This window comes from Bacillus paranthracis (assembly GCF_024296885.1).
GTDB lineage: Bacteria > Bacillota > Bacilli > Bacillales > Bacillaceae_G > Bacillus_A > Bacillus_A paranthracis.
In genome coordinates, this window is the sequence record NZ_CP101135.1 from 5223190 (window position 1) to 5245328 (window position 22139).

Sequence of the window (22139 nt, forward strand, 5' to 3'; positions counted from 1 at the left end):
CTATTCCTGCTCTGGATCACGCAAGTAATACCCTACTCCACGTCTAGTGACAATTAATGTAGGATGACTTGGATTATCTTCAATTTTTTCACGCAGACGACGTACTGTTACATCCACTGTACGTACATCTCCAAAATAGTCATAACCCCAAACTGTTTGCAATAAATGTTCGCGTGTCATAACTTGTCCTAAATGTTTTGCTAAATAATGTAATAGCTCAAATTCACGGTGTGTAAGCTCAATATTTTCCTCACGTTTTGTTACACTATACGCATTTGGATTGATAACAATTGGTCCAATAACCATTTCCGTATTTTCTTCTTTTTCTGCCGCACCACCTTGCTGATGACGACGTAAATTCGCCTTCACGCGAGCAAGTAATTCCCTCGTACTAAATGGCTTCGTTACATAATCATCTGCGCCAAGCTCAAGTCCTAATACTTTATCAATTTCAGAATCCTTCGCTGTAAGCATAATAATCGGCATTTCTGAGCTTTTACGTATTTCACGGCAAACCTCTAAGCCATCCTTACCTGGTAGCATAATATCTAATAAAACCATATCTGGCTGTTCTTCAGTCGCTTTTTCAATTGCTTCATCACCATCGTGCGCCATTACAATTTCAAAACCTTCTTTTTCTAGGTTGAACTTCAAAATATCTGCAATCGGCTTTTCATCATCAACTACTAAAATTTTCTTTCCCATCATCGTTTATTTCCTCCTTATAAAGTGAAGCTTTAATCAACCCTCACCAATTGGGCTTTCACGGGCAGCCCTCCCTCCACCTAGCTTCTTTGCTTTCGCTGAATTTTAAGGTGGAGGCCTTACTGCCCATTAAATAGCGGGGTAAAAATATGGTCAATATCCCTAAACACATTGATGTCTACATAGTATGTCCCTATATGACCGCATCTTTTGCTTAAGTACTTTCTCCTCTATTCTCACAGACTCATGTATGATCCACTTTTACACGGAATCCTATACGATCTATAGAAAAACCTCTAGCTTCAACTGCTAGAGGCTCCTCATTCTATTTTAAAATAACTACTCAATTTTGTAAAATTACACAAATAAAAAGGATATTAAGTGGGCCCACTTAATATCCTGAGAGTGGCTCGGGACGGAATCGAACCGCCGACACGAGGATTTTCAGTCCTCTGCTCTACCGACTGAGCTACCGAGCCAAAACTATATATAAAACCACTAATGGTGGTATAAACAAAAGTGGCGGTCCCGACCGGGGTCGAACCGGCGATCTCCTGCGTGACAGGCAGGCATGTTAACCACTACACCACGGGACCAAAAATGAACATAAAAAAACATGACCCGTACGGGATTCGAACCCGTGTTACCGCCGTGAAAGGGCGGTGTCTTAACCACTTGACCAACGGGCCACGAAAAATAAAATGGTGAGCCATGAAGGACTCGAACCTTCGACCCTCTGATTAAAAGTCAGATGCTCTACCAACTGAGCTAATGGCTCATACTCACCAACGTCATATTTTCGTGACGACAAGATGTATCATAACATGTTTTATTTATTTTTTGCAATACCTTTTTTTATTTTTTATAAAAAACAAGAAAAAACTCATGCGGACATGAGTTTTTCCTTAAAAATATCAATTAAGCTTCGTATACGTTACGAACGATATTCGTTTGATTACGATCTGGTCCAACTGAGAACATAGATAATTGAATTCCTGTTAACTCAGAAACACGTTCTACGTATTTTCTTGCATTCTCAGGAAGTTCGTCTAATGATCTTACACCAGTAATATCTTCTGTCCAACCTGGAAGCTCTTCGTATACAGGCTCACATTTCGCTAAAATGTTTAAGTTTGCTGGAACTTCATCGATAACTTCGCCATTGTATTTGTAAGCAACACAAATTTTAAGAGTTGGAATACCAGTTAGAACGTCGATAGAGTTTAATGATAAATCTGTTAAACCACTAACACGACGCGCATGTCTTACAACAACGCTATCAAACCAACCTACGCGGCGTGGACGACCAGTTGTCGTTCCATACTCACGACCAACTTCACGAATTTGATGACCAATTTCATCATGAAGCTCAGTAGGGAATGGACCATCACCTACGCGGCTTGTATATGCTTTACATACACCTACAACGCGAGTAACTTTTGCAGGGCCAACTCCAGTTCCAACTGTTACACCACCAGCAATTGGGTTAGAAGATGTAACGAACGGATACGTACCGTGGTCGATATCAAGCATAACACCTTGTGCACCTTCAAATAATACACGGTGATTATTATCTAATGCATCATTTAATACAACAGACGTATCACACACATATTGCGCGATTTGTTGTCCGTACTCGAAGTACTCTTCGAAGATTTCTTCTACACTGAAACCTTCTGTATCGTACATTTTTTCAAACAAACGATTTTTTTGTGCTAAATTGCGCTCAAGCTTCTCTTTAAATGCTTCACGGTCTAAAAGATCAGCCATACGAATACCAATACGAGCAGCTTTGTCCATGTATGCAGGACCGATACCTTTTTTCGTTGTACCGATTTTGTTATCACCTTTACTTGCTTCTTCTAACTCATCTTGTTTTAAGTGATAAGGCAAAATAACGTGTGCACGGTTACTTACGCGTAAATTATCAGTACTTACACCACGATCGTGTAAGTATTTTAACTCTTCAAGTAATGCTTTCGGATCTACTACTAAGCCGTTTCCGATTACACAAATTTTCTCTTTATAGAAAATACCAGATGGAATTAAGTGTAATTTATATTTAACTCCGCCAAAAACAATTGTATGTCCTGCGTTATTTCCACCTTGATATCTTGCAACTACTTCCGCATGCTCAGAAAGAAAATCAGTGATTTTACCTTTTCCTTCGTCGCCCCATTGTGTTCCTACAACTACTACTGAAGACATTATTAAAGCACCTCCGCAATTTTCAAACGATCTATTCAAACAATATAATTGTACCAAAACCGAAAAAGAAGTCAACCAAAAAGCGAACATTTTTTTATCAAAAAACTTTTTCGTTCGTAAGAATTATATTTTCACACTATGAAAGCCTTATCTTTTCTATAAAAAAAAAGAAACACATCTTATTATAAGAAATGCGTTTCTTTTTTATACTATCGTTATGCCGGCGGCGCATGTCCATCTTCGAAACGACGTTCTAAGTTAACGAACTTATTGAACTCTTTAACGAATGCGAGCTCTACTGAGCCTACTGGACCATTACGCTGCTTTGCAATAATAATTTCAATCGTATTTTTATTTTCCGTTTCTCGATCATAGTAATCTTCACGATATAGGAAGGCTACGATATCGGCATCCTGCTCGATACTTCCCGATTCACGAATATCAGACATCATCGGACGTTTATCTTGACGAGATTCTACACCACGAGATAACTGTGACAAGGCAATAACAGGAACTTGTAATTCACGCGCAATCCCTTTTAGTGTACGAGAAATCTCAGATACTTCCTGCTGACGGTTCTCTCCTGATTTCCCACTTCCTTGAATAAGCTGTAAGTAGTCAATCAAGATCATACCAAGACCCTGTTCTTGTTTTAATCTACGACATTTTGCTCGAATCTCATTTACTTTAATCCCCGGCGTATCATCAATATAAATACCAGCATTAGAAAGGCTACCCATTGCCATCGTTAATTTCGCCCAATCATCAGAAGTTAACGATCCGGTACGAAGTCTTTGTGCATCAATATTCCCTTCTGCACAAAGCATACGCATAACAAGCTGATCAGCACCCATCTCTAGACTAAAAATCGCTACATTTTCATCCGTTTTCGTCGCTACGTTTTGTGCGATATTTAATGAAAATGCCGTTTTACCTACCGACGGACGTGCCGCTACGATGATTAAATCATTTCGCTGGAACCCTGCCGTCATCTTATCTAATTCAGTAAATCCAGTCGGTATCCCGGTCACTTCACCTTTTTGATTATGCAAAAGTTCGATTTTATCGTAAGCATCTACAAGAACGTCTTTAATATTTTGGAATGCTTTCGCATTCGTCTGATGAGATACTTCTAATATTTTTTTCTCAGCCTCATTTAAAAGACCATCCACATCATCTTCTCTCTCATATCCATCAGACACAATATGAGTCGCCGTTCGAATTAAACGACGTAACAGTGCTTTTTCAGCGATGATTCTTGCATAATACTCTACGTTAGCAGCAGTCGGAACAACTTCTGCTAATTCTGCTAAGTAAGAAACCCCACCAACTTCTTCTAGTAATCCTTGATCAGCCATTGCTGACGTCATCATTACTAAGTCAATTGGCTCCCCCTTATCAGATAAACCAAGCATGACTTCAAAAATCTTTTGATGTTTCGTTCGATAAAATGAGTCAGGTACTAATAGTTCCGATGCCGATGTTAACGCATCCTGATCAATCAATATAGCACCTAAGACTGCCTGCTCAGCTTCTATATTATGCGGAGGGGTACGATCAGCCATTACATCACTCATACGCAATCCTCCTTGCTTAACTTAGTTTTATTGTTCACTAACATGAACTTTTACTGTTGCTGTTACTTGCGGATGCAATTTCACAGTAACGTTTGTATAGCCTAATGCACGAATTGCATCATCCATTTCAAATTTACGCTTATCAAGTTTAATATTGTGAGATTTTTGCATTGCATCTACGATTTGTTTACTTGTGATTGAACCGAATAGACGGCCACCTTCTCCAGATTTAGCCTTTAATTCTACAGTTAATTTCTCTAACGTTTCTTTTAATTGTTTTGCATTTTCAAGCTCTGCTGCTGCATCTTTTTCTTCTTTGCGCTTTTGAGCTTCTAAAGTTTTCATACTGCTATTCGTCGCCTCAGCAGCTAATCCTTGTTTTAGTAAGAAGTTATTTGCATAACCATCTGGTACGTTTTTTACTTCCCCTTTTTTCCCTTTACCTTTTACGTCTTTTAGAAAAATTACTTTCATGATTGTGTGCCTCCCTGTAAATAGTCATCAATAACAAATCGAAGCTTCTCCTCAGCTTCGTCTACTGTAATATTTTTCATTTGTGTGGCTGCATTCGTTAAATGCCCGCCACCACCTAAGTTTTCCATAATTAGCTGCACATTCACTTCACCTAAAGACCTGCCGCTAATTCCAATGAAATTCTCGCCACGTTTTGCAATAACAAATGATGCAATAATTCCTGTCATTGTTAATAATGTGTCCGCTGATTGCGCAATAAGCACTTGATCGTAGTAATCATCGCTATCAACTTTTGCAATCGCAATTCCATTTTTATAAATGTACGCATTTTTAATAGCTTTTGCAACCCGTAAATACTGATCCATATCTTCTTTTAAAAGCTCTTGTACAAGTACAGTATCTGCACCGTGTGAGCGTAAATAAGAAGCAGCATCAAACGTACGAGCACCTGTCCGGAATGTAAAGCTTTTCGTATCAACAATAATACCTGCTAATAATGCTGTTGCTTCTAACATTGTCATTTTTAAATTTTTCGGTTGGTATTCAAGTAATTCCGTAACAAGTTCCGCCGTGGAAGAAGCGTATGGCTCCATGTAAACAAGCAATGGATCTTCAATAAAATCTTCTCCTCGGCGATGATGGTCAATAACAACTACATTTTCAATTTTGCGTAACAGCTTTTCTTCCATCACCATTGAAGGCTTATGCGTATCAACAACAACAAGTAATGAATCATCATTTGCAAATTCCATCGCTTGTTCTGGTGTAATAAAGTGAGACCATAACTCTTCATTTTGTTTCACTTTATCCATTAAACGCTTAATTCCCTTATCAGAATCATTTTCATCGAGCACAATATATCCTTTGCGCTCATTTAATTGCGCTACCTTTAAAATACCAATCGCAGCACCAATTGCGTCCATATCAGGAGCCCTATGCCCCATTATAATGACATTGCTACTTTCTAATACTAAATCCTTTAATGCATGCGAAATCACTCTGGCACGTACACGAGTACGTTTTTCCACCGGATTTGTCTTACCACCATAAAACTTAACTTTACCTGTCGCTTGTTTAATAGCTACTTGATCTCCACCACGCCCAAGCGCAAGGTCTAGACCTGATTGAGCCATCGCCCCAAGCTCGGATAAAGGTAAATCACCTGATCCAACACCTACACTTAATGTAAGTGGTATATTCCTTTTGGATGTTTCTTCACGTACTTGGTCTAGAATACTAAATTTCCCTTTCTCCATCTGCGCTAAAATACTTTCATTTAGTACAACGAAGAATCTTTCCGAAGATGCACGTTTTAAATATGCCCCATACTTAACGGCCCATTCATTTAGACGGGATGTCACAAGACTTGTTATATTCGTACGTAATTGATCATCTAATCCTTGTGTAACTTCATCATAATTATCTAAATAAATGACAGCTAAAACAGTACGTTGATCCTCGTACATCTTTTCAATCTCTGTTTGTTCTGTTACATCAAAGAAATAAATTAACTTTTCTTCTTTCCTTACAAAGACACGAAACTTTCGATTATTTAAAGAGACTATATCATCGGATGTTTCTCCCTTAATAAAAAGAAGTAACGTTTCTGATACATCATAAAGGTGCCATCCAGCTAATGCATGCTGCCCCAGACATGAAGATAAATAAGGATTTGCCCAATCAATCCCATAATCCTTATTGTATAACAAAATACCAATCGGCATCTGGTTAAATGCCTCATTACTCACTTTCTTTACCCTTGTAATCATATCTGTCGTATGTTTTTCAAAATTCTTTTGGAAAGTAAGTTCAAATCGTACAACAACAAAAAGGACGATACAAAAAATAAAGAAGGAGACTATCCCCATTAGTAAATGAAAATAACAGAGGATTGAAATGAGCACAAACACAAAAAATGCCAATACGTAAACAGGATATAAAAACCACTGTTTCTTATAAAATTCAGGCATGTATACAACTCCTATAAAGTAAAACTAACTTATCTTCCAGTTAGTAATACAGATTAAAATAGTATAAGGAATATTATTTTATCCTCCTATTTTAGAACGCAATGAAATCCCTAAATCAATTATACCTAAGATTGTCACAAGAGGAAACAGCATCGGGATAAACATGCAGGCGATAAAACTAATAATAGGAACCCCTTTCGTAAAACCTTTGCTATGCGCCAGAAAAGCGATAAACGTCAAACCTTGCAGCACGAGTAGTAAAGCAAATATGACATATAGGTTAGAAAATACCATATGTAAATATGATGTCGGTTCTACTTTTATAAAAGTTGATAGCAAAATAAATACAACGTAATACCAAACAATACTCTTTGGTAATTGTATATCCTTAAATTTAGGCCAAGGTATGACATCGTGTTTTAACTTTCTCAAAACACTACCTGATATCATAACTGTAATCCAAGAAAAACATACTGAGACCATGACAAGTAAACTTGGGAATAACGTTTGTAACACATCATTAAATTGTGCAAATAGCTCTTTTTGCTCTTTACTAATAGGCATGCCCGCAGCTGTAACTATCTTTTCGCTTTGCGCCATACTTTCATTAAACATATTTTGCATTTGCTTCATTAAATCTATGTTAAAAAACTTTATACTCGCAACATAAATGAGCATAATACCAATTAAGTAAGCAAGCGTCCCTGCCATCAAAATTTCTACTGGCTTCTTTTGTTTTTTATACATATGTCCTAAAACGATACCTATTAATCCAAACATAGTTGTCTTTACTAGGTTCATCGGTTGACTAACAATAACAGTAATAAAAAGCGCTGCCGTAAAAATTACAAAAGCATTAGATATTTTATATCTTATCGTTAGCAATATAAATGGCAACGGCAACGCAAACGTTACAACTGTGCCTAAAATTGGAACATACATAGATATAAGCAATAACATTGCATATATTGCTAACAACGCCGCACCTTCAGTAATAAATTTCGTATTCCTCATCATCTAACCTCTCTTTCAAAAAAGAAAAGCATAGCAAAATGCACAGTAGAGTCCGACTCTACTGTGCATTTCATACGCTATTATTCACCAACATATGGTAAAAGTGCCATTTGACGAGCACGTTTAATTGCAACTGTAAGTTTGCGTTGGTATTTTGCGCTTGTTCCTGTTACACGACGAGGTAAAATTTTACCACGCTCAGAAACGAAACGTTTTAATAAATCAACATCTTTATAATCGATGCGAGTGATGCCGTTAGCTGTGAAGAAACACACCTTACGACGTTTCGCACGTCCACCTTTGCGTCCTGCCATGTCTATTTCCCTCCATTCTTTGTTAAAACTAACAAATTTACTGTATTAGAACGGTAAATCGTCGTCGGAAATGTCGATCGGTTGACCTACATTTGAAAATGGATCGTCATTCTTCGTAAATCCAGAGTTTCCTTGGTTACCTTGGTTGCCTGAATTACTAGATTGACCAAATGGGTTAGAGCTTTGGTTACCGAAACCAGCTCCTGATGGTTGCTGATTAAATGAACCACGTTGCTCCCCACCGCCATTACGCGGCTCTAAAAATTGTACGCTTTCCGCAAGAACTTCTGTTACATATACACGTTTACCATCTTGTCCCTCGTAATTACGAGTTTGAAGACGCCCATCTACGCCTGCTAAGCTACCTTTTTTCAAATAATTTGCTACGTTTTCTGCTTGTTTACGCCATATTACACAATTAATAAAGTCAGCTTCACGCTCACCTTGTTGATTCGCAAATGCGCGATTCACAGCTAACGTAAAAGTAGCTACTGCAACACCATTGGGCGTGTAACGTAAGTCAGGGTCCTTAGTTAAACGACCAACGAGGATAACACGATTCATCAATCGAACCACTCTCCCTTATATATCAATTATTTTTCTTCTTCTTTAACAACGATATGACGAAGGATATCTTCGTTGATCTTAGCTAAACGATCGAATTCGTTAATCGCTTCTGCGTTAGCATTCACGTTTAAGATCATGTAGAAACCTTCACGTAAGTCGTTGATTTCGTAAGCTAAACGACGCTTACCCCACTCTTTCGTGTTAATGATTTCTGCACCATTGTTTGTTAAAACACCTGCAAAACGTTCAACTAAAGCTTTTTGAGCTTCTTCTTCAACGCCAGGACGAATGATGTACATAATTTCGTACTTTCTCATTACACTTTCACCTCCTTTTGGTCTAAACGGCCCGTAATGGGCAAGGAGCAATTAATTTATAGTAATTACTCACGAGTTTAGATTATATCATAGTAAGTTAGATGAATCAACTCACCCATACATAAAAAACTTGGCAAACACATAATATATTTGCCAAGTTCATATCTTTATTTTTCCTAGGAAATATTAAATTAAACGTTGAAACGGAAATGCATAACGTCTCCGTCTTTTACGATATACTCTTTTCCTTCTAAACGAACTTTACCAGCTTCTTTTGCAGCTGTCATAGAACCGTTTGTCATTAAGTCTTCGTAAGAAACTGTTTCTGCACGAATAAATCCACGCTCAAAGTCTGTATGAATTACGCCGGCACATTGTGGTGCTTTCATACCTTGTTTGAACGTCCATGCACGTACTTCTTGCACACCTGCTGTGAAGTAAGTAGCAAGTCCTAATAAATCATATGCAGCACGAATTAATTGATCTAAACCAGATTCCTCAATGCCCAGTTCTTCAAGGAAGACTTTTTTCTCTTCCTCGTCTAGCTCAGCAATTTCTGATTCGATTTTTGCACATACAACGATTACTTGAGAATTTTCATTTGCAGCAAATTCTTTTACCATTTGTACGTATTTGTTTTCAGAAGGATCGATAACATCGTCCTCGCTTACGTTTGCTACGTATAACATTTCTTTCGTTGTCAGTAAATGAAGACCTTTAACAATCTTCATTTGCTCTTCTGTAAATTCAACAGTACGAGCTGGTTTACCCTCTTCAAAAGCTTCTTTTAAACGTACTAAAATTTCATGCTCATATACTGCTTCTTTATCCTTTTGTCTTGCTAATTTCGCAACACGTTCGATACGTTTATCAACAGATTCTAAGTCTGCTAAGATTAGCTCTAAGTTGATTGTTTCAATATCATCAATTGGGTCTACTTTACCTGAAACATGCGTAATATTTTCGTCTTCAAAACAACGAACAACTTGGCAAATTGCATCTACTTGGCGAATGTGAGATAAGAATTTATTTCCTAAACCTTCACCTTTACTCGCACCTTTTACGATACCTGCAATATCAGTAAACTCAAATACAGTCGGAACAGTTTTTTTCGGTTCTACTAATTCCGTTAATTTATTTAAACGCTCATCTGGTACTTCTACAATTCCTACGTTTGGATCAATTGTACAGAATGGATAGTTTGCAGATTCTGCTCCTGCTTGTGTAATTGCATTAAATAAAGTGGACTTTCCTACGTTAGGTAATCCAACAATCCCAGCCGTTAATCCCATATTTTTCACTCCTATGTCTCAATCTTTCATCATTATAGATAGTAACGAAAAAAATGACAAGTTTCCTCCAAACGAAAAAAAGTAACAGCTACCCACTGTAACTGTTACTTTCTCTCTATTCTTCGTGCTTCACAAGTATTTTTTTCACCTTACGATCAAACTCTCTTCGAGGAATCATTACTGAATGGTCACATCCCTCGCACTTAATGCGGATATCCATTCCCATACGAATAATCTTCCAACGATTCTCCCCACATGGGTGGGCTTTCTTCATTTCCACAACATCGTACAAGTTATACTGCTTTTGCTCCATTCTCCAAACCCCTCTCCATATTAAATTGCTTTTCCACTCACTAACTCTTCACGATTATATAAAACCATACGTGGATATGGAATTTCAATACCATGTAAATCTAGACGATTTTTAATTTCTTTACGAAGTGCCCTTGCAATAACTGCATGTTGCATCGGCTCTACTTCTGCAATAACACGTAATATAACTTCTGATGCAGCTAATGTTTGCACGCCTAATAACTGAGGCGTTGTTACCATTTGCTCATATTGTGCAGGTAATTCTTCTAATAATTCTTCAATGACTTGCTCTGCTTTTGCTATATCAGCCTCATACGAAATAGATACGTCAACAAATGCTACACTATTACTAACTGAATAGTTGGTAACCTGAACAATACTTCCGTTTGGTAAAGTATGAATTTCACCTGTCCAACTTTTCACTTTCGTTGTACGAAGTCCAATTTCTAAAACGACACCTTCAAACTGACCAATTTTCACATAGTCACCAACTGAAAATTGATCTTCTAACAAGATAAATAACCCTGTAATAACATCTTTCACTAAACTTTGAGCACCAAATCCGACTGCTAAACCAATTACCCCAGCACCGGCTAATAAACCTGATGCATTAATATTAAACACACCTAAAATCGCAATTAACATAATGAACATAACAACGTATGCCACAATATTTTCAAGTAACTTCGCTACCGTAACTGTACGACGTTCTGAAATTTGAATTGGAGAACGACTTCCCATACGAAACGCATTTCGTACAACCGCTCTTGCAATTCGCACTACAATTGCACCAATTGTTAAAATGATACATATTTTTAATGTCGCAATTCCAATATGAGCCCAACGATCAGCATCTAATAAATACTGTTTCGTAGCATTAAACCACTTCGTTAATACATCCATGTACCTCTACCTCTCCAGCCAAAATTTCTTTTTAGTTATCCTTCTTATTGTATCAGAAGTCTCCTAATTGCTGAAAAAATTTTATGTCTTTAATTCCATTTGTTAACCGCCATGCAGGTATAAAATGGAACGAATATATATATACTAGTACTATTATTTCCGTTCTCACTTAAGTTTTACAGCAAGTACGCACTTATAGTTTTCCATTTTACTCACCATATAACATATTTTGAAAATTTATTAAAAGGATGGGTGCTTCATGAATATTGGAAGTTTTCGCTTACCTTTTTTCGAAAAAGAAACTCAAAATGTTATGCACCAAGATTTAGAAGCCTCCGAGACAATTAGTAACTTCTTACTTTCCCATATCCCTATTAAAACTCATATACCAATCATTCTCGTTTGTATCGGAACAGATCGTTCCACAGGAGATGCACTCGGTCCGTTAGTCGGTACGAAACTAGAACAAGTAGAAATTACAAACTTCCAAGTGTTCGGCACACTAGATGATCCAGTACATGCGCTAAACTTAGAGGAAAAAATTCAGAATATACAGAAAGATAATCCTACTTCATTTATAATTGCGGTTGATGCCTGTTTAGGAAAGTCTCAAAGTATCGGTTCCATCACTACCGGAATGGGACCTAGTAAACCCGGAGCTGCTATGAACAAGAAATTACCAGCAGTTGGTGATTTACATATTCATGGCATCGTAAATCTAAATGGTTTTATGGAGTTTTTCGTCCTGCAAAATACAAGATTAAGTTTAGTTATGAAAATGGCTGATGTAATTGCACAAAGCATAAAAGAAACAGACCAAAAATTATCTGTATTAAAAAAAGCAAACCATCTATAAATAATAAGATGGTTTGCTTTTTAGTTTTGCTGCGCTAATAATTCTAAAATACGATTTAAATCTTCTTTATTGAAAAATTCAATTTCGATTTTACCTTTTTCCTTTTTTGTTTCTTTAATTTTTACCTCTGTGCCAAACTTTTCTCTTAAGAACGTTTCGCGTTCTACGAAAAATATGTTTCTCTCTTTTTTTACTTGTTTTGTTTCACGTGAAACGCGTTGATTAATCTCCTGAACAATTTTCTCTAATTGACGAACATTTAATCCTTCTTTTTCAATTCGTTTCAGTAAAGATTTCAACAGCTCTTCATCTTTTATCGTAAGTAAAGTTCTCCCATGAGCCATTGAAAGTTGACCGTTTGCAATCATATCTTGCACAAAAGAAGGGAGGCTTAATAATCGCGTATAGTTTGCAATGTAAGGTCTACTCTTACCAAGACGTTTTGCTAATTGTTCTTGCGTCACATTTAGCTCATTCATTAACATTTGATATGCCATCGCTTCTTCCATTGGATTTAAATCTTCTCGTTGTAAGTTTTCAAGCAATGCAAACTCCATCATTTGCTGCTCATTTAATTGTCTTACAACGGCAGGTACTTTTTCGAGTCCCGCCTCTTTAGCAGCACGATATCTTCTTTCACCTGCAACAATTTCATATCCTTTAATACTCTTTCTAGCAATTAATGGTTGTAATATGCCGTGCTCTTTAATAGAGGCCGATAATTCCTGAATCGCCTCTTTATTAAAGTGTTTACGTGGTTGATATGGATTCGGTCTTAATTCAGTTATCGTAATCTCCTGAATTGTCTCTTCTTCTTTCACATCTAAATCAGGAAAAAACACATTGATTCCTCTTCCTAATCCTTTAGCCACCTGCAATCACTTCCTCTGCTAAATCTATATATACTTCTGCCCCTCTTGATTTAGCGTCATACTGCATAATTGGTTTCCCATGACTTGGTGCTTCACTCAAACGAACATTACGAGGGATAATCGAACGGTATACTTTATCTCTAAAGTATTTTTTCACTTCATCTATAACCTGAATCCCTAAATTTGTACGGGCATCTAACATTGTTAGCAATACGCCTTGAATTGCTAGATTTTTATTTAAGTGCTTTTGCACAAGTCGAACTGTATTTAATAGCTGACTTAACCCTTCTAGTGCGTAATATTCGCATTGAACAGGAATAATAACAGAATCTGCTGCAGTTAATGCATTAATCGTTAATAACCCTAAGGACGGGGGACAGTCGATAATAATATAATCATATTCATCACGAACTGGCTGTAATGCCCTTTGCAAACGTACTTCCCGGGAAATAGTCGGTACCAATTCAATTTCAGCACCTGCTAATTGAATTGTAGCGGGTAGAACATCTAAGTTTTCAGTTGCGGTTTTCTGTATAACCCCTTGAACATCTGCATCTTCCACAAGAACATTGTAAATACATTGATCTAATTCGGATTTTTCAATTCCCACACCCGTCGTTGCATTTCCTTGAGCATCAATATCTACAAGAAGGACCTTTTTACCTACTTGTGCCAATCCAGCCCCTAAATTAACAGATGTTGTTGTTTTTCCAACGCCACCCTTTTGATTGGCTATAGCAATGATTTTTCCCATGATGTCACCTACTTTCAACCTTTCTATCTTATTCTAGTAACAATTACGTTTATTGTAACATGAAATAAAAGTTTTTCTTTTACGTCCTTATTAAACTTCAAAATTTATTTGTAAACTCCTTCTTCATCTAACAAGAAAATATAGTAAAAGAGACCTATCCAATAGGATCAGGTCTCTAACACACCATTATTATTTTTTCTTCGGAATTTGAATTGTAATTTGATAGTACTCGTCAAACTCTTCTTCCTCAGAATTAACATTTAAACCACTGTCAGCAACCATTTGTAATGACTGCCTAATTGTATTCATGGCAATTCTCGTATCTCGACTTACTGCTTTTTGCTTTGCCTTACGCTTCGGTTTTGCTTCCTCTAGTAATTTCGCAATTCGTTCCTCTGTTTGCTTTACATTCAGTTGTTTCTCCACAATTTCCTGTAAAACCTTCAGTTGTAATTCCTCATTCTTTAAAGGGATGAGCGCACGGGCATGGCGTTCTGTAATACTTTTTTCTAATAACGCATTTTTTATTTCTTCAGGCAACTTTAACAATCGCAACTTATTTGCGATTGTGGATTGTCCTTTTCCGAGTCTTTGTGCCAATGCTTCTTGCGTTAAATTATGTAACTCAATTAGCTTTTGATATGCCACAGCTTCCTCGATTGCTGTTAGTTCCTCACGTTGCAAATTTTCAATTAAAGCCACAGAAGCTGTTTCTGTATCATTTAAGTTTTTTATAATTGCAGGAACCTTTTCCCACCCTAACTTTGTTGCTGCACGGAAACGCCTTTCTCCAGCAATAATCTCGTACTTCTCATCCTCATATTGCCTCACAACAATTGGCTGAATAAGTCCGTGTGTACGAATCGTTAATGCTAGTTCCTCAATACGCGCGTCATCAAAAACTGTTCGTGGTTGATAACGGTTAGGGGTAATATTTACTATCGGAATTTCTTGTATTTCTTCATATACCTTTTTATCTATTTCTTCATGGCTTTCGTCTTGTAATTCGAATTCGCTCTCTTTATCTCCAAAGCCAAATAAACGAGAAAACGTATTTTTCATACATATTCCACCACCTTTAGGCCTATTGACTATTCTCCATAAAATGTTTCCTATGAAACATTTACGTTTTCATTTATATAATTTAATCTTACGTCTAATAAGATTTATTTTTCAATAGGTAATTTATTGGGTGTTCCCGGTTTGCGTGGATATTTCTTTGGTGTCTTGCGCTTTTTCTCGATTAATAAAATATTACGTTCACTTTCTTCAAACGGTAATTGGAACGTAGACATTTCTTTTAAATCCCCGCCTAGCACCTCTAAAGCATACTTGCCATTTTCAATTTCTTCGTTTGCTGCAGCACCTTTCATTGCAATGAATGTTCCCCCAACTTTTACAAGTGGTAAACACAGCTCACTTAATACTGAAAGACGTGCGACTGCACGTGCCATTACAATGTCGTACGCTTCACGTACACCTTCTTTTTTTCCAAATGTTTCAGCACGATCATGACAAAACGCGACGTCACTCAATTCCAACTTTTGTGCTAAATGATTTAAGAAATTAATACGTTTTTGTAATGAGTCTACAATCGTCACTTTTAAATGCGGGAAACAGATTTTTAAAGGAATACTTGGGAATCCAGCTCCTGCGCCAACATCACAAATTGAGAATGGTTTAGAAAAATCGTAATAAAAAGCAGCTGTAATGGAATCAAAAAAGTGTTTTAAATATACTTCCTCTTTTTCCGTAATAGCCGTTAAATTCATTTTTTCATTCCATTCTACTAATGTTTCGAAGTAGATTTCGAACTGCTCTAACTGTCTAGAAGAGAGGGTGATACCCTTCTCTTCTAGCATAGATTGAAATTGTTCTATGTTCATCTAACAATATCTCCTTACTATTTATTGGTTCGATACTCGCGCAATTTTTCCTTGTTCAATATACACAAGTAAAATGGAAATGTCTGCTGGATTTACGCCCGATATACGTGAAGCCTGCCCCACTGAAAGTGGACGAACATCTTTCAATTTCTGTCTAGCTTCTGATGCAAGGCTAGAAATCGCATCATAATCAATATCGACAGGAATTTTTTTACTTTCCATCTTCTTCATACGCTCTACTTGCTGTAAAGATTTTTCGATATATCCTTCGTACTTAATCTGAATTTCAACTTGTTCTGTAACTTCATCACTTAATTCTACTTCACTTGGTACTAAAAGATGGATATGCTCATATGTCATCTCTGGACGACGTAATAAGTCACTTGCACGTATTCCATCTTTCAATTCACTTCCACCAATATTGCGAATTAATTCTTGAACTTCAGGACGTGGTTTAATAATAATGCTACTTAAACGTTCCTTTTCCTGTTCAATTTGTAATTTTTTATTTGTAAATCGCTCATAGCGTTCTTCTTTAATTAATCCAATTTCATGACCAATTTCAGTTAAACGAAGATCCGCATTATCATGGCGTAATAATAGACGATACTCTGCACGAGACGTTAATAAACGATATGGTTCATTCGTCCCTTTCGTTACAAGATCATCAATTAAGACACCAATATAAGCATCCTCACGACCTAAAATAACTTCTTTTTTACCTAAAGAACGACATGCTGCATTAATTCCGGCCATAAGCCCTTGTCCTGCTGCCTCTTCGTAACCAGAAGTTCCGTTAATTTGTCCTGCTGTATATAAATTTTTAATTTTTTTCGTTTCAAGTGTTGGCCATAGTTGCGTTGGCACAATTGCATCATATTCAATTGCATAACCTGTACGCATCATTTCAACATTTTCTAGACCAGGGATTGTTCTAAGCATATCACGCTGTACGTCTTCTGGTAAGCTTGTGGATAAACCTTGTACGTACACTTCTTGTGTGTTACGTCCCTCTGGCTCTAAGAAAATTTGATGACGTGGTTTATCATTAAACCTTACTACTTTGTCTTCAATTGAAGGACAATATCTAGGACCTGTTCCCTTAATCATACCAGAATACATAGCTGAGCGATGTAGGTTTTCATCTATTAAACGATGTGTTTCCGTACTTGTATACGTTAACCAACATGGAATTTGATCCATAATAAACTTTGTCGTTTCAAAAGAGAAAGCGCGTGGCTTATCGTCACCTGGCTGAATTTCTGTTTTACTGTAATCAATCGTATTACTATTTACGCGCGGAGGTGTACCTGTTTTAAATCTAACAAGATCAAATCCAAGCTCCTCTAAATGTTCCGATAACGTAATAGATGGTTGTTGATTATTTGGACCACTCGAATATTTTAAATCTCCCATAATAATCTCACCACGTAAAAACGTACCAGTCGTAATTACGACTGTTTTTGCTGTATATTCAGCACCAGCTTGCGTAATTACCCCTTTACATTCGCCATCTTCAACGATCAAACGCTCTACCATTCCTTGGAACAACGTTAAGTTTGGTGTTTCTTCAATTGTTTTCTTTAATTCATGCTGGTAAGAGAACTTATCTGCTTGTGCTCGCAGTGCACGTACAGCTGGCCCTTTACCTGTATTTAACATACGCATTTGAATATGCGTTTTATCAATGTTGCGTCCCATTTCTCCGCCTAATGCATCAATTTCACGAACAACAATCCCTTTTGCTGGTCCACCAACAGAAGGGTTACATGGCATAAACGCTACCATATCTAAGTTAATTGTTAACATTAATGTTTTGGAGCCCATTCGTGCTGCCGCAAGACCAGCTTCACATCCTGCATGACCTGCACCGATTACTATGACATCGTATGAACCGGCATTGTATCCCATTGTTTATTCCTCCTAATAATCTCTATCTTTCTGAAACATCACTATATTATTTTCCTAAACAAAATTGAGAGAACAACTGGTCAATTAAGCTCTCATGAACGGTGTCACCAGTAATTTCACCAAGTATTTCCCACGTTCTTGTTAAATCAATCTGCACCATATCAATTGGAACACCATTTTCTATCGCCTCAATTGCATCTCCAATTGTTTTTCCTGCTTGTGTTAATAATCCAATATGTCTCGCGTTAGAAACATATGTTACATCTGCAGAATCAATTGTTCCTTCAAAGAATAAATCAGCGATTGCCGTTTCAAGCTCATCTATTCCCTGTTCCTCAATTAACGACGTTGTAATAACACGATTCCCCGCTGCTAATTCTATAACACGTTCCATATCAATTGCTTGCGGTAAATCTGTCTTATTTACAATAACAATGAAATCTTTTCCTTGTACGGCACGGAATAGATCTTCATCCTCATTCGTTAAAGCTTCGCTATAATTAACGACAACTAACACTAAATCAGCTTGACTCATCATTTCTTTTGAACGCTCTACACCAATTCGTTCAACAACATCTTCTGTTTCACGAATTCCGGCCGTATCTATAAGTTTAAGTGGTACACCACGCACATTAACGTACTCTTCAATAACATCACGAGTTGTTCCTGCAATATCAGTTACAATTGCCTTTTTCTCCTGAACGAGACTATTTAATAGCGATGATTTCCCAACATTAGGTCTACCAATGATTGCAGTAGCAATACCTTCACGTAAAATCTTTCCTTGCTTTGATGTTTCTAATATTTTTGCAATTTCAGCACGAACATGTGTAGCTTTCTCAATTAAAATATTATGTGTCATTTCTTCCACATCATCATATTCCGGGTAATCTATGTTTACCTCAACATGAGCTAACGTTTCTAATATATCCTGACGCAGACGGCCGATTAATTTAGATAATCGTCCTTCCATTTGATTAATCGCTACGTTCATTGCTCGATCTGTTTTTGCACGGATTAAGTCCATAACAGCTTCTGCTTGTGATAAATCAATACGGCCATTTAAAAAAGCACGTTTTGTAAATTCACCAGGCTCCGCTAATCGTACTCCTTGCGCTAAAATAAGCTGCAATACTTTATTTACCGAAACAAGCCCACCGTGACAGTTAATTTCTACTATATTTTCACGTGTAAAAGTCCTCGGTGCACGCATAATAGACACCATTACTTCTTCAATAACCTGATTTGTATCTAAATCAACAATATGACCATAATGAATTGTGTGAGAAGGAACCTCTGTTAAATCCTTCCCTTTAAAAATACGATTAACCTTTTCAACCGCATCATCCCCACTTACTCGAACAATGGCAATTGCACCCTCTCCAAGCGCTGTGGAAATCGCGGCAATTGTATCAAATTCCATGTCCTTTCACCTCACTTGCTTATTTATCTCTATTTCAACATGATTATTTTCTTCACTAAATTATTAGAATACCATAACGAACCTATCTACAAAAGAATAATAACTCATTTTATTATGTCCTCATGTAAAAAACACTAAACTTATTCACAGTGGATAAGTTTAGTGTTTTTTAGTTATCCACACCTATTTTCCCCTCAAAAAAACCGGCACTCAATTGAGTAACCGGTCACTTGGAAGATATTACAACATGTCGATGTGGTTCTTTTCCTTCAGAAGTTGTAATGATACTTTGATGATTAGATAATGCTTGGTGGATAATCTTTCGTTCAAAAGATGGCATAGGCTCCAATACAACTCTTTTTTTCGTACTTACTACTTGTTTGGCTAATCGATAAGAAAGTGCTTCTAACGTAGCTTTTCTTTTACTACGATAATTTTCAGCATCTAATGTGATACCAATGTACTGCTTCGTATTACGATTCGCCACAAGTTTTGTTAAATACTGTAAAGAATTCAAGGTATCCCCTCTTTTTCCAATCAAAACACCCACATTTTCGCCGTAAATTGTAAATTCAACTTCGCGTCCTTTTACAATTTTACTAATCTCAGCTTCCACACCCATATCGTGAATAACATTTTTTAAATATTCTTCACATTCTTGAATTGGATCTTTCTTCAATACAACTTCTACTACTGCAGGTCGGTTCCCAAATAAACCTAAGAACCCTCTCTTACCCTCATCGATAATATTTATATCTACTCGGTCTTTTGAAACATTTAATTGTCTTAAAGCATCCTGTACTGCCAGCTCGACTGTTTGTCCTTTAGCAGTAATTATACTCACTTGCTTGATCCTCCTGCCTTACTAGCCTTAATTTCCGGCCCTTTGATCAAGTACATTTGAGCGATACCAAAGATATTACCAACAACCCAGTAAAGTGATAATGCAGCTGGGAAGTTAATTGCAAAGATTAAAATCATGATTGGCATTAACCAAATCATCATTGCCATTTGCGGATTTTGACCAGCAGTTCCTGCCATTGCAAGTTTTTGCTGAATAAATGTCGTAATTGCCGCAACAACCGGTAAGATATAGAACGGATCTGCTTGTCCTAAGTCGAACCATAAGAATGTATGCTTACTAATTTCTGATGTTCTCATAATCGCATGGTAAAACGCGAATAAAATAGGCATCTGAACAAAGATTGGTAAACATCCTGCTAATGGATTTACACCATTTTTTTGATACAACTGCATCATTTCTTGTTGTAGTTTTTGCTGCGTTGCTTGATCTTTAGAGCTATATTTCTCTTTTAACTTCACCATTTCTGGTTGTAACGCTTGCATTGCTTTCGTACTCTTCGTTTGTTTAATCATTAATGGTAATAATGCAAAACGAATGATAAGAGTTGTAACAACAATCGCTAAACCGTAATTACTACCAAATAAGTTGGCAAAATACGTAATTAACTGAGAAAGCGGGTATACGAAGTATTCATTCCAAATTCCAGTGCTTTTTGGTGTAATTGGCTGATTTACTTCACTACAGCCAGCAGTAATCGCCATTAATACAACAACCATGGCTAGTAAACCTAATTTCTTTTTCAAAGCCTACTCCTCCTTGTATCGGTATGTATATAGTGTAATTCATTTCCTTACGCTACTTTTTTATTCTTTTCATACCAGAGCGTTTAAAGACATGAATTAAGCTTTTCTTTACTTCTTCATATGTCATCTCTGCACAAGGCTTCCTTGCTATTATAACAAAATCTTTTCCAGAATCTATCTCATCTTTTAATTCTGTGATCGACTGGCGAATCATACGTTTAATTCGGTTACGCACTACTGCATTTCCTATTTTCTTGCTGACAGAAAGGCCAATACGAAAGTTTGGCTGCTCTTCTTTATCTAGTTGATACACAACAAATTGACGATTCGCAGTCGATTTTCCTTTTTGAAAAACCGTCTGGAATTCATCATTCTTTTTTATACGATGTTTTTTCTTCATATCAATTGACACTCCTGTAGTTCATCAGCGGAAATTCACTATTATTAGAAAAAAAGACCACTGAACGATCAGTGGTCTACGCAGATAATACTTTTCTTCCTTTACGACGACGAGCTGCTAGCACTTTACGTCCGTTCGCTGTGCTCATACGGCTGCGGAAACCATGTACTTTGCTGCGCTTACGTTTATTTGGTTGGTAAGTTCTTTTCATTATATGACACCTCCCTGAGGAATATCTGTTAAAGACAGTCTTATAAATTATAGTTAATCAACTAGGAAAATGTCAATGGTTCTAGAAATTTTCATCAAATATTCATTTTGAACCTATTCACATACTTTTTCACAGACGCTATATTTCCTTGTGGATAAATGTTTTTTTCTGTTTTTTATATCCACAAACTCTTTTCGTACTTTTACACAGTATATCGTGTTGTGGACAAGTTTATTCCACAAGGTATTGATTTTGTGGATAACTTTCTTAATTTCATTGCTATAGCTACTTTTTTTTGATATTATAGTTGTGTTTTCACTTTGAATAAGTTTTCCACATCATTATCTTATCCACAATTTGTGTATAACATGTGGACAGTTTTAATCACATGTGGGTAAATGATTATCCACATTTGCTTTTTTTGTCGAAAACCCTATCTCATATACAAACGACGTTTTTAGGTTTTAAAATACGTTTCGTATAAATATACATTTTATATTTATTTAGGTTGTACATTTGTTGCGCAACCTTATTCTTTTACCATCTTAGTAAAGGAGGGACACCT

At 36.7% G+C, this 22139-nt stretch carries 23 protein-coding genes and 4 tRNA genes; 1 reads left to right on the forward strand and 26 read right to left on the reverse strand.

The window, feature by feature from the left end; translation table 11 throughout:
• The 16 genes from walR to NLJ82_RS27045 all read right to left on the reverse strand — a co-directional run bounded on the left by walR (position 1) and on the right by NLJ82_RS27045 (position 11653).
• Positions 1-708 carry a cell wall metabolism DNA-binding response regulator WalR gene (gene walR, locus NLJ82_RS26970; RefSeq protein ID WP_000971872.1) on the reverse strand — a complete coding sequence of 236 codons (708 nt, stop codon included), beginning with the start codon at positions 706-708 and terminating at the stop codon, positions 1-3.
• A 403-nt stretch (positions 709-1111) separates the two neighbouring features.
• Positions 1112-1184: transfer RNA gene (locus tag NLJ82_RS26975), tRNA-Phe, on the reverse strand.
• A 41-nt stretch (positions 1185-1225) separates the two neighbouring features.
• Positions 1226-1301: transfer RNA gene (locus NLJ82_RS26980), tRNA-Asp, on the reverse strand.
• Positions 1302-1322: 21 nt separating this feature from the next.
• A tRNA-Glu gene (locus NLJ82_RS26985) sits at positions 1323-1394 on the reverse strand.
• Between the two features lie 13 nt (positions 1395-1407).
• Positions 1408-1483, reverse strand: a tRNA-Lys gene (locus NLJ82_RS26990).
• A gap of 140 nt (positions 1484-1623) precedes the next feature.
• Positions 1624-2913 carry an adenylosuccinate synthase gene (locus tag NLJ82_RS26995; RefSeq protein ID WP_000100224.1) on the reverse strand — a complete coding sequence of 430 codons (1290 nt, stop codon included), beginning with the start codon at positions 2911-2913 and terminating at the stop codon, positions 1624-1626.
• Between the two features lie 215 nt (positions 2914-3128).
• The gene (gene dnaB, locus NLJ82_RS27000; RefSeq protein WP_001286244.1) at positions 3129-4490 is read right to left on the reverse strand and encodes a replicative DNA helicase; all 1362 of its coding nucleotides are present in this window, start codon (positions 4488-4490) and stop codon (positions 3129-3131) included.
• Positions 4491-4517: 27 nt separating this feature from the next.
• Positions 4518-4964 (reverse strand): 50S ribosomal protein L9, encoded by a 447-nt coding sequence (gene rplI, locus NLJ82_RS27005; RefSeq protein ID WP_000864231.1) that lies wholly within the window; start codon positions 4962-4964, stop codon positions 4518-4520.
• The gene (locus NLJ82_RS27010; protein WP_001113896.1) at positions 4961-6934 is read right to left on the reverse strand and encodes a DHH family phosphoesterase; all 1974 of its coding nucleotides are present in this window, start codon (positions 6932-6934) and stop codon (positions 4961-4963) included. The genes rplI and NLJ82_RS27010 overlap by 4 nt, the downstream gene beginning before the upstream one ends.
• Positions 6935-7012: 78 nt before the next feature.
• The gene (locus NLJ82_RS27015; RefSeq protein WP_001246427.1) at positions 7013-7948 is read right to left on the reverse strand and encodes a YybS family protein; all 936 of its coding nucleotides are present in this window, start codon (positions 7946-7948) and stop codon (positions 7013-7015) included.
• Positions 7949-8028: 80 nt separating this feature from the next.
• Positions 8029-8262 (reverse strand): 30S ribosomal protein S18, encoded by a 234-nt coding sequence (rpsR, locus tag NLJ82_RS27020; RefSeq protein ID WP_000918873.1) that lies wholly within the window; start codon positions 8260-8262, stop codon positions 8029-8031.
• Between the two features lie 45 nt (positions 8263-8307).
• Positions 8308-8829: a single-stranded DNA-binding protein gene (gene ssb, locus NLJ82_RS27025; protein ID WP_000981967.1), complete on the reverse strand. Its 522-nt coding sequence runs from the start codon at positions 8827-8829 to the stop codon at positions 8308-8310.
• 26 nt (positions 8830-8855) lie between these two features.
• On the reverse strand, positions 8856-9146 hold the full coding sequence (gene rpsF / locus NLJ82_RS27030; protein WP_001233779.1) for a 30S ribosomal protein S6: 291 nt from the start codon (positions 9144-9146) through the stop codon (positions 8856-8858).
• Between the two features lie 191 nt (positions 9147-9337).
• A complete protein-coding gene (gene ychF / locus NLJ82_RS27035) occupies positions 9338-10438 on the reverse strand; it encodes a redox-regulated ATPase YchF (RefSeq protein ID WP_000524669.1) in 1101 nt (366 codons plus the stop codon).
• Between the two features lie 115 nt (positions 10439-10553).
• Positions 10554-10751, reverse strand: coding sequence for a DUF951 domain-containing protein (locus tag NLJ82_RS27040; protein WP_000436051.1), 198 nt, complete (start codon positions 10749-10751; stop codon positions 10554-10556).
• Positions 10752-10771: 20 nt separating this feature from the next.
• The gene (locus NLJ82_RS27045) at positions 10772-11653 is read right to left on the reverse strand and encodes a mechanosensitive ion channel family protein (RefSeq protein ID WP_000382911.1); all 882 of its coding nucleotides are present in this window, start codon (positions 11651-11653) and stop codon (positions 10772-10774) included.
• Between the two features lie 259 nt (positions 11654-11912).
• On the opposite strand from NLJ82_RS27045, the gene yyaC reads away from it, so the two are divergent.
• Positions 11913-12509, forward strand: coding sequence for a spore protease YyaC (yyaC, locus tag NLJ82_RS27050; protein ID WP_001020719.1), 597 nt, complete (start codon positions 11913-11915; stop codon positions 12507-12509).
• A 20-nt stretch (positions 12510-12529) separates the two neighbouring features.
• On the opposite strand, the gene spo0J is transcribed toward yyaC, so the two are convergent.
• The 10 genes from spo0J to rpmH form a co-directional block, all read right to left on the reverse strand.
• Complete coding sequence (gene spo0J / locus NLJ82_RS27055) at positions 12530-13381, reverse strand: stage 0 sporulation protein Spo0J (RefSeq protein ID WP_001051836.1); 852 nt, start codon at positions 13379-13381, stop codon at positions 12530-12532.
• On the reverse strand, positions 13374-14135 hold the full coding sequence (gene soj / locus NLJ82_RS27060) for a sporulation initiation inhibitor protein Soj (RefSeq protein ID WP_000516114.1): 762 nt from the start codon (positions 14133-14135) through the stop codon (positions 13374-13376). The genes spo0J and soj overlap by 8 nt, the downstream gene beginning before the upstream one ends.
• A gap of 189 nt (positions 14136-14324) precedes the next feature.
• Positions 14325-15197, reverse strand: coding sequence for a nucleoid occlusion protein (gene noc, locus NLJ82_RS27065; protein ID WP_000799029.1), 873 nt, complete (start codon positions 15195-15197; stop codon positions 14325-14327).
• Between the two features lie 104 nt (positions 15198-15301).
• Complete coding sequence (gene rsmG / locus NLJ82_RS27070; protein WP_001019621.1) at positions 15302-16021, reverse strand: 16S rRNA (guanine(527)-N(7))-methyltransferase RsmG; 720 nt, start codon at positions 16019-16021, stop codon at positions 15302-15304.
• A 21-nt stretch (positions 16022-16042) separates the two neighbouring features.
• Positions 16043-17932 carry a tRNA uridine-5-carboxymethylaminomethyl(34) synthesis enzyme MnmG gene (gene mnmG / locus NLJ82_RS27075; RefSeq protein WP_000541033.1) on the reverse strand — a complete coding sequence of 630 codons (1890 nt, stop codon included), beginning with the start codon at positions 17930-17932 and terminating at the stop codon, positions 16043-16045.
• A gap of 46 nt (positions 17933-17978) precedes the next feature.
• On the reverse strand, positions 17979-19355 hold the full coding sequence (mnmE, locus tag NLJ82_RS27080) for a tRNA uridine-5-carboxymethylaminomethyl(34) synthesis GTPase MnmE (protein WP_000393773.1): 1377 nt from the start codon (positions 19353-19355) through the stop codon (positions 17979-17981).
• 226 nt (positions 19356-19581) lie between these two features.
• A complete protein-coding gene (jag, locus tag NLJ82_RS27085; protein ID WP_254754615.1) occupies positions 19582-20199 on the reverse strand; it encodes an RNA-binding cell elongation regulator Jag/EloR in 618 nt (205 codons plus the stop codon).
• Complete coding sequence (spoIIIJ, locus tag NLJ82_RS27090; RefSeq protein ID WP_000727751.1) at positions 20196-20963, reverse strand: YidC family membrane integrase SpoIIIJ; 768 nt, start codon at positions 20961-20963, stop codon at positions 20196-20198. Before spoIIIJ ends, jag begins: the two co-directional genes overlap by 4 nt.
• A gap of 52 nt (positions 20964-21015) precedes the next feature.
• On the reverse strand, positions 21016-21363 hold the full coding sequence (gene rnpA / locus NLJ82_RS27095) for a ribonuclease P protein component (RefSeq protein ID WP_000726630.1): 348 nt from the start codon (positions 21361-21363) through the stop codon (positions 21016-21018).
• A 76-nt stretch (positions 21364-21439) separates the two neighbouring features.
• Positions 21440-21574, reverse strand: coding sequence for a 50S ribosomal protein L34 (gene rpmH / locus NLJ82_RS27100; RefSeq protein ID WP_000831901.1), 135 nt, complete (start codon positions 21572-21574; stop codon positions 21440-21442).
• Between the last annotated feature and the right edge of the window lie 565 nt (positions 21575-22139).

Excerpts from the sequence above, each read along its gene's own strand:
- walR (WP_000971872.1), bottom strand. The coding sequence starts at position 708 with ATGATGGGAAAGAAAATTTTAGTAGTTGATGATGAAAAGCCGATTGCA.
- NLJ82_RS26995 (WP_000100224.1), bottom strand. The coding sequence starts at position 2,913 with ATGTCTTCAGTAGTAGTTGTAGGAACACAATGGGGCGACGAAGGAAAA.
- dnaB (WP_001286244.1), bottom strand. The coding sequence starts at position 4,490 with ATGAGTGATGTAATGGCTGATCGTACCCCTCCGCATAATATAGAAGCT.
- rplI (WP_000864231.1), bottom strand. The coding sequence starts at position 4,964 with ATGAAAGTAATTTTTCTAAAAGACGTAAAAGGTAAAGGGAAAAAAGGG.
- NLJ82_RS27010 (WP_001113896.1), bottom strand. The coding sequence starts at position 6,934 with ATGCCTGAATTTTATAAGAAACAGTGGTTTTTATATCCTGTTTACGTA.
- NLJ82_RS27015 (WP_001246427.1), bottom strand. The coding sequence starts at position 7,948 with ATGAGGAATACGAAATTTATTACTGAAGGTGCGGCGTTGTTAGCAATA.
- rpsR (WP_000918873.1), bottom strand. The coding sequence starts at position 8,262 with ATGGCAGGACGCAAAGGTGGACGTGCGAAACGTCGTAAGGTGTGTTTC.
- rpsF (WP_001233779.1), bottom strand. The coding sequence starts at position 9,146 with ATGAGAAAGTACGAAATTATGTACATCATTCGTCCTGGCGTTGAAGAA.
- ychF (WP_000524669.1), bottom strand. The coding sequence starts at position 10,438 with ATGGGATTAACGGCTGGGATTGTTGGATTACCTAACGTAGGAAAGTCC.
- NLJ82_RS27040 (WP_000436051.1), bottom strand. The coding sequence starts at position 10,751 with ATGGAGCAAAAGCAGTATAACTTGTACGATGTTGTGGAAATGAAGAAA.
- NLJ82_RS27045 (WP_000382911.1), bottom strand. The coding sequence starts at position 11,653 with ATGGATGTATTAACGAAGTGGTTTAATGCTACGAAACAGTATTTATTA.
- yyaC (WP_001020719.1), top strand. The coding sequence starts at position 11,913 with ATGAATATTGGAAGTTTTCGCTTACCTTTTTTCGAAAAAGAAACTCAA.
- soj (WP_000516114.1), bottom strand. The coding sequence starts at position 14,135 with ATGGGAAAAATCATTGCTATAGCCAATCAAAAGGGTGGCGTTGGAAAA.
- noc (WP_000799029.1), bottom strand. The coding sequence starts at position 15,197 with ATGAAAAATACGTTTTCTCGTTTATTTGGCTTTGGAGATAAAGAGAGC.
- rsmG (WP_001019621.1), bottom strand. The coding sequence starts at position 16,021 with ATGAACATAGAACAATTTCAATCTATGCTAGAAGAGAAGGGTATCACC.
- mnmG (WP_000541033.1), bottom strand. The coding sequence starts at position 17,932 with ATGGGATACAATGCCGGTTCATACGATGTCATAGTAATCGGTGCAGGT.
- mnmE (WP_000393773.1), bottom strand. The coding sequence starts at position 19,355 with ATGGAATTTGATACAATTGCCGCGATTTCCACAGCGCTTGGAGAGGGT.
- rnpA (WP_000726630.1), bottom strand. The coding sequence starts at position 21,363 with ATGAAGAAAAAACATCGTATAAAAAAGAATGATGAATTCCAGACGGTT.
- rpmH (WP_000831901.1), bottom strand. The coding sequence starts at position 21,574 with ATGAAAAGAACTTACCAACCAAATAAACGTAAGCGCAGCAAAGTACAT.